The following is a 5,864-nucleotide window of genomic DNA, read 5'->3' on the forward strand; positions in this document are numbered from 1 at the left end:
GGTTGAGCGGGGGACGCCAGAAGTAGGTGCCGGGCCACATCTTTCCGTAGTTGTAATCGAAGGCGCCGTCGAGGCAGTAGGCCTCCTCGCTGCACGGGTGGTGCGCCAGCGGCACCTCCCGCCAGCCGGGCTTGGCCTTGATGAGGCGGGTGTAGAAGCCGGTGGTCGCGTCACGGTGCAGCAGCTTGATGTAGAGGCCGGGCACCGGGGTGCCGCCGAGATCGAAACGCATGGGGCTGCCGTCCTTGACGTCGATCCACGGCATCCCGGCGGTGTCGAGCACGATCAGCCGCTGGTCGGGACGCACGGTGTCCCATGCCTTTCCGGTGACCTCGAACTGCCCGGCCGCGCCCTCCCGGAACAGCAGGATCTCGGTGCCCTCGGCCACCTCGAGGGCGGGGGTGAGCACGCCGATCGGGGCGTGCCAGTAGCCCTCGGGGCCGAGCTCGGTGTCGCCGATGCGCACCCGGCCCGAGAGCACGTACCACTCCGTCTCGGCGTGGTGCACTCCCGCCGGCCGCGACCAGTCGCCGGTGAAGTGCACCTTCAGCGAGGCCGAGCCGTCCTCCTCGTCGTAGCTCAGGTTCCGCTGCCGCGCGGCGCCGGTGGCGTGCTCGAACTCGGCGGGATGCCAGATCAGGTCCTGTTCGTCGACGATTTCGACATGGGGCCGCATGACGCTCTCCTGGGGTGGCCGCAACTTTCCGCTACAGAACGTAGCAATTATCAATTTCGGAGACAAGATGTATCGTCAATTCGTGACCAGACCAGGACGACCGGCCGGACCGGCCACCGAGACCGAGGAGATCGTGCTCACCGCCGCGCTGGATCTCCTGCTGACCGAAGGCGCCACCGCCCTCACCCCCGCGCGACTGCACGCCGTGACCGGCGTGGCCCGCTCCACCGTCTACCGCCACTGGCCCACCCCGCGCGACGTCCTGGCCGCGCTCATCGCCGTCGCCCCCGATCCGCCGATCGAGACCAGCGGCGACCTGGCCGCCGACCTGCACGCCGCGGTCGACCGGCTCTGTGATCGCCTGTGCCACAAGCCCGTCGCCGCCTTCCTGCGCGCGCTCGTCACGGCCTCGGCCGCCGATCCGTCCTGCGCGGAATTGCGGCTGCGCTACGTCGATGACCTGCTCCAGCCCTTCCGCGCGGCCTTCCACGCACACGGCCGGGCCGGTGCGCGGGCGGCGGGCGAGGGCGACCTCGGCGCGGAAGCGGTCGAGGAAGCGGTCATGTCCGTGGTCTCGCCGCTGCTGGTCGACGCGCTGCTGCTGGACCACCCCGTCGACCGCGAGCGGGCGCACCGCGCGGTCGCCCACGTCCTCGCCCGCACCCACCACCTCGACGAGAACGTCCCGTGACCAATGTCGTCGGGCCGCGCGCCGTCTTCGGCGTCGTCGTGCCGAGCACCAATACCGTTGTCGAACACGACTACTGGCGCGCCGCCGTGCCCGGCGTGAGCTATCGCGCGGGCTCGATGTACCTGCCGAACCCGGTGATGGCCGACGACGACGGCTTCCGCGCCCTGCTCACCCAGATCCGCACGGCCATCGACGACGCCGTGCGCGACGTGCTCACCGCCGAACCCGACCGCATGGTCATGGGCATGTCCGCCGAGACCTTCTGGGGCGGCGTCGAGGGCAACGCCTCCTTCGAGCAGCGCCTGCGGTCCCGCACCGGCCTGCCGGTCACCACCGGCGCCTCGGCCTGCCGCGCCGCGCTGCGCGCCCTCGGCTGCCGCCGCATCGCGGTCTTCTCCCCCTATCAGCCCGTCGCCGACACGGAGGTCGCCCGGTTCTTCACCGAGGCGGGCTTCGAGGTCACCGCCATCACCGGCCTGCGCTGTCCCACCGCCCAGCAGATCGCCCGCGAGACACCAGAACGCATCCGCGTCACCGTCGACGCCGTCGACAGCCCCGAGGCCGAGGCCATCGTCCAGGTGGGCACCAACCTGTCCTTCGTCGCCCAGGCCGACGCGCTCGAGCGTGAACTCGGCAAGCCGGTGGTCGCCATCAACGCCGCCACGCTCTGGCATGCGTTGCGCGAGCACGGATTCGACGATCGCGTCGAGGGCGCGGGCAGTCTGCTGCGCGAGCACTGACCCGGCCCGCGCGCCGATCGATCGGGCGTCAACCGGTCGCCGCGGCGGCCGTTTCCGTCGCGGCGAGCAGGCCGCGGGCGTGGGCGATGGCATCGGGCGTGTGCTCGAAGATCTGCGCGTCGCCGCCCGCGGGGAGCGCGCCGAGGGTGGCGAGCTTGCGCCGGTGATCCTCGCGCAGACCCGACATGAGTACGGTGATGTGGCGATGCTGCAGTTTGCCGATGGCGTCGGCGAGCACCAGTGCGCCGGTGGTGTCGAGGGCGGTGATGTGCGACATGCGCAGGATCACCACCCGGACGTCGGCCACTTCGCTCAGCTCGAGCAGGAAGCGGTGGGCGGCGGCGAAGAACAGCGGGCCGTCGATGCGATAGGCGACGATGTGGTCGTGCAGCAGGCGGTGTTCCTCGGCCAGGTGCCGCTCGGCGACGGGCGTCTCGGCCTGCCGCTCGCCCCCCGGGGGCTCGTCGAGCGGGATCTGCTCCAGCCGGGCCTCCCTGGCGACCGCGCGCAGAGCGAGCACGACGGCGATGGCGATGCCGACGGCTACCGCGGTCACCAGGTCGGTGAAGACGGTGACGCCGAAGGTGATCGCCATGATCACCGCGTCGCCGCGGGACGCGCGGGCGATGGCCGCCAGCGAGGCGGTCTCGACCATGCGCACGGTGGTGGCCAGCAGCACGCCCGCCAGCGCGGCCAGCGGAATGTGGGCGACCAGCGGAGCGGCCAGGTAGACGATGCCCGCCAGCACCACCGCGTGGAAGAGCGCGGCCGACCTCGTGCGGGCGCCGGCGCGGACGTTGACCGCGGTGCGGGCGATCGCGCCGGTGGCCGGAACGCCGCCGAACAGCGGCGCGGCGATATTGGCCAGCCCCTGGCCGAACAGTTCGCGGTCCGGGTCGTGGCGGGTACCGACGGCCATGGAGTCGGCGGCGGTGGCCGACAGCAGCGATTCCAGCGCGGCCAGCGCCGCGACGGCAAGGGCGGGCCCGACGAGCGTGCCCAGCTGGTCGAGGGAGACGAACCCGATCGCGGGCGCGGGCAATCCGCTGGGGATCGCGCCGATCGCGAGCAGGTCGAGGGGGAAGACGCGGGCGGCGACGGTGGCGGCGACCACCGCGAGCAACGCGACCGGCAACCTGCGCAGGTAGCGGCCGCCGACGAGCACCACCGCCGCCACCACCAGCGCGGTGATCAGAGCGCCGGCGTGCGGATGGCCGATGAACTCGCGGACGGCGTCGAAGGCCACCTTCCAGACCTTCTCGCCCTCGATGTCCCCGACGCCCAGCGCCGCGGGGAACTGCTGCAAGGCGATGACCACCGCGATGCCCGCGGTGAACCCCTCGATCACCGGGGCGGGCATATAGCGCACGGCTCGTCCGACGCGGGCCAGTGCCAGCACCACCAGCACCAGGCCCGCCATCAATCCGACGGTCAGCACACCGTTCGCGCCGTGCTGGTGGAAGATCGGCACCAGCACCACGGTCATGGCCCCGGTCGGCCCGGTCACCTGGAACCGGGAGCCGCCGAAGACGGCGGCGATCGCGCCTGCCACCACCGCGGTGGCCAGGCCGGCGGCCGCACCCATGCCGGAGCTGATGCCGAAGCCGAGCGCCAGCGGCAGCGCGACCAGGGCAACCATCAGACCGGCCATCAGGTCCGCGCCGGGCGCGCGGACCGCCGGGCTCCAGTCCGACCAGGACGGCAGCAGTGCGCGCAGGCTCATTTCGCTTCGGCCAAGCGGGTCTTCAGCGCGGCCAGCTGCTCGCGCAACTCCTCGGGCAGGCGGTTGCCGCCGATGGTGGCGTACCACTCGTCGATGGAGCGGGTCTCGGCCACCCATTCGTCGATGTCGACGGCCAGCGCCTGCGCGGCCAGCGCGCGCTCCCGCTCGTCGAGGCCGGACAGGTCGAGCGCGTCGGGGGTGGGCACGTAGCCGATCGGCGTGAGTTCGGCCTCGGCCTCACCGTCGAGGCGGCGAAGGGCCCAGTCCAGCACGCGCACGTTGTCACCGAAGCCCGGCCACAGGAATTCGCGCCGCGGACCGCGACGGAACCAGTTGACCTGGAAGATCTTCGGCAGCCGGGCGCCGTCGCGCCGGGCCATCGACAGCCAGTGCGCGAAATAGTCGCCGACGTGGTAGCCGAGGAACGGCAGCATGGCCATCGGGTCGCGGCGCACCACACCGACCGCGCCCGCGGCCGCGGCGGTGGTCTCCGAGGAGAGCACCGAAGCGGTGAACACGCCGTGGTTCCAGTCGAAGGTCTCGGCGATCAGCGGCACCGTGCTCGCGCGGCGGCCGCCGAAGAAGATGGCCGAGATCGGCACGCCCGCGGGATCGTTCCACTCCGGGGCCACCGAGGGGCACTGCTCGATGGGGGTGCAGTAGCGCGAGTTCGGGTGCGCGGCGGGGGTTTCGGAGGCAGGCGTCCAGTCGCGGCCGCGCCAGTCGATCAGGTGCGCCGGGGGCTCGTCGGTCAGGCCCTCCCACCACACGTCGCCGTCGTCGGTGCGGGCGGTGTTGGTGAAGATCGAGTTGCCGCGCTCGATGGTGGCGACGGCGTTGGGGTTGGTCTTCGCGCCGGTGCCGGGGGCGACGCCGAAGAAGCCCGCCTCCGGGTTGACCGCGTAGAGCCTGCCGTCGGCGCCGAAGCGCATCCAGGCGATGTCGTCACCGACGGTCTCGGCCTTCCACCCGGGCAACGTCGGCTCGAGCATGGCCAGGTTGGTCTTGCCACAGGAGGACGGGAAGGCCGCGGCGATGTAGTGCGTCTTCCCCTGAGGGGAGGTCAGTTTGAGGATGAGCATGTGCTCGGCCAGCCAGCCCTCGTCGCGGCCGATGACCGAGGCGATGCGCAGCGCGAAGCACTTCTTGCCCAGCAGCGCGTTGCCGCCGTAGCCGGAGCCGTAGCTCCAGATCTCCCTGCGCTCGGGGAAGTGCGAGATGTACTTGGTCGAATCACAGGGCCACGACACGTCCTGCTGCCCCGGAGCGAGCGGGGCGCCGACCGAGTGCAGGCACTTGACGAACTCGCGGTCCTCGCCGAGCAACTCCCACACGGGTGTGCCGGAGCGGGTCATGATCTGCATCGACACCGCGACGTAGGCCGAGTCGGTGATCTGCACGCCGATCTTCGGGTCCTCGGCGTCGGTGGGGCCCATGCAGAAGGCGATGACGTACATGGTGCGCCCGGCCATCGAGCCGCGGTAGTGCTCGGTCATCACGGTGCGCATGTCCACCGGGTCGACCCAGTTGTTGGTGGGGCCCGCGTCGGAGCGGTCCTGCGAGCAGATGAAGGTGCGGTCCTCGACCCTGGCCACGTCGTCGGGGTCGGAGACGCACCAGAACGAGTTCGGCTTGGCCGTCAACGGGACGAAGGTGCCCTTGGCGACCAGTTCGGCGGTCAGCCGATCCCATTCCGCGCGCGAGCCGTCGCAGAACACGACCTCGTCCGGCGCGGTGAGATCCGCGATCTCACCGACCCAGGCAAGAACGGCTTCGTGCCTGGTCGGCGTGGATGCGGCGGCGACGGCATCGGTCATAGCGGATCTCTCCTTCACAAAGGTGCAATGTAGTTAGTTTAGAAAAGCTGCAATCAGTTCGACGCGTGAGAGTCGCCACACGACACCGGGGCGACGCGGGCCGAGGCGGGCTAGGCGGGCTGTTCGAGCGCTTCGCGCTGACCGGCGACCACCCCGGTGAGGATGGCTCGCGCGGTGGCCAGCAGCTGGGCGACCTCGGGGGTGGCGAGCTCATAGG

The 5,864-nt window shown here is 71.2% G+C and carries 5 protein-coding genes and 1 pseudogene; 2 read left to right on the plus strand and 4 right to left on the minus strand.

Translation table 11 applies throughout. From position 1 onward, the window contains the following. Positions 1-676 (minus strand): DUF4437 domain-containing protein (locus QH283_RS18565; protein ID WP_280504258.1); only part of this gene is annotated, 676 nt, incomplete at its 3' end. 82 nt (positions 677-758) lie between these two features. Between QH283_RS18565 and QH283_RS18570 the strand changes: the two genes are divergently transcribed. Together QH283_RS18570 and QH283_RS18575 are read left to right on the plus strand one after the other, a co-directional pair. Continuing rightward, positions 759-1,367, plus strand: coding sequence for a TetR-like C-terminal domain-containing protein (locus QH283_RS18570; protein ID WP_280504259.1), 609 nt, complete (start codon positions 759-761; stop codon positions 1,365-1,367). Next, positions 1,364-2,107 (plus strand): maleate cis-trans isomerase family protein, encoded by a 744-nt coding sequence (locus QH283_RS18575; RefSeq protein WP_280504260.1) that lies wholly within the window; start codon positions 1,364-1,366, stop codon positions 2,105-2,107. The genes QH283_RS18570 and QH283_RS18575 overlap by 4 nt, the downstream gene beginning before the upstream one ends. 28 nt (positions 2,108-2,135) lie before the next feature. On the opposite strand, the gene QH283_RS18580 is transcribed toward QH283_RS18575, so the two are convergent. The 3 genes and pseudogenes from QH283_RS18580 to QH283_RS18590 form a co-directional block, all read right to left on the minus strand. Continuing rightward, positions 2,136-3,830: a SulP family inorganic anion transporter gene (locus QH283_RS18580; protein ID WP_280504261.1), complete on the minus strand. Its 1,695-nt coding sequence runs from the start codon at positions 3,828-3,830 to the stop codon at positions 2,136-2,138. Further along, positions 3,827-5,647: a phosphoenolpyruvate carboxykinase (GTP) gene (locus QH283_RS18585; protein WP_280504262.1), complete on the minus strand. Its 1,821-nt coding sequence runs from the start codon at positions 5,645-5,647 to the stop codon at positions 3,827-3,829. Before QH283_RS18585 ends, QH283_RS18580 begins: the two co-directional genes overlap by 4 nt. A gap of 110 nt (positions 5,648-5,757) precedes the next feature. Beyond that, positions 5,758-5,864, minus strand: a pseudogene (locus QH283_RS18590) (transcriptional regulator); the annotation flags it as partial.

The sequence above is a fragment of the Nocardia farcinica genome (assembly GCF_029867845.1).
Taxonomy (GTDB): domain Bacteria; phylum Actinomycetota; class Actinomycetes; order Mycobacteriales; family Mycobacteriaceae; genus Nocardia; species Nocardia farcinica_A.

Coding starts and splice junctions, on each gene's coding strand:
- QH283_RS18585 (WP_280504262.1), bottom strand. CDS start 5,647: ATGACCGATGCCGTCGCCGCCGCATCCACGCCGACCAGGCACGAAGCC.
- QH283_RS18580 (WP_280504261.1), bottom strand. CDS start 3,830: ATGAGCCTGCGCGCACTGCTGCCGTCCTGGTCGGACTGGAGCCCGGCG.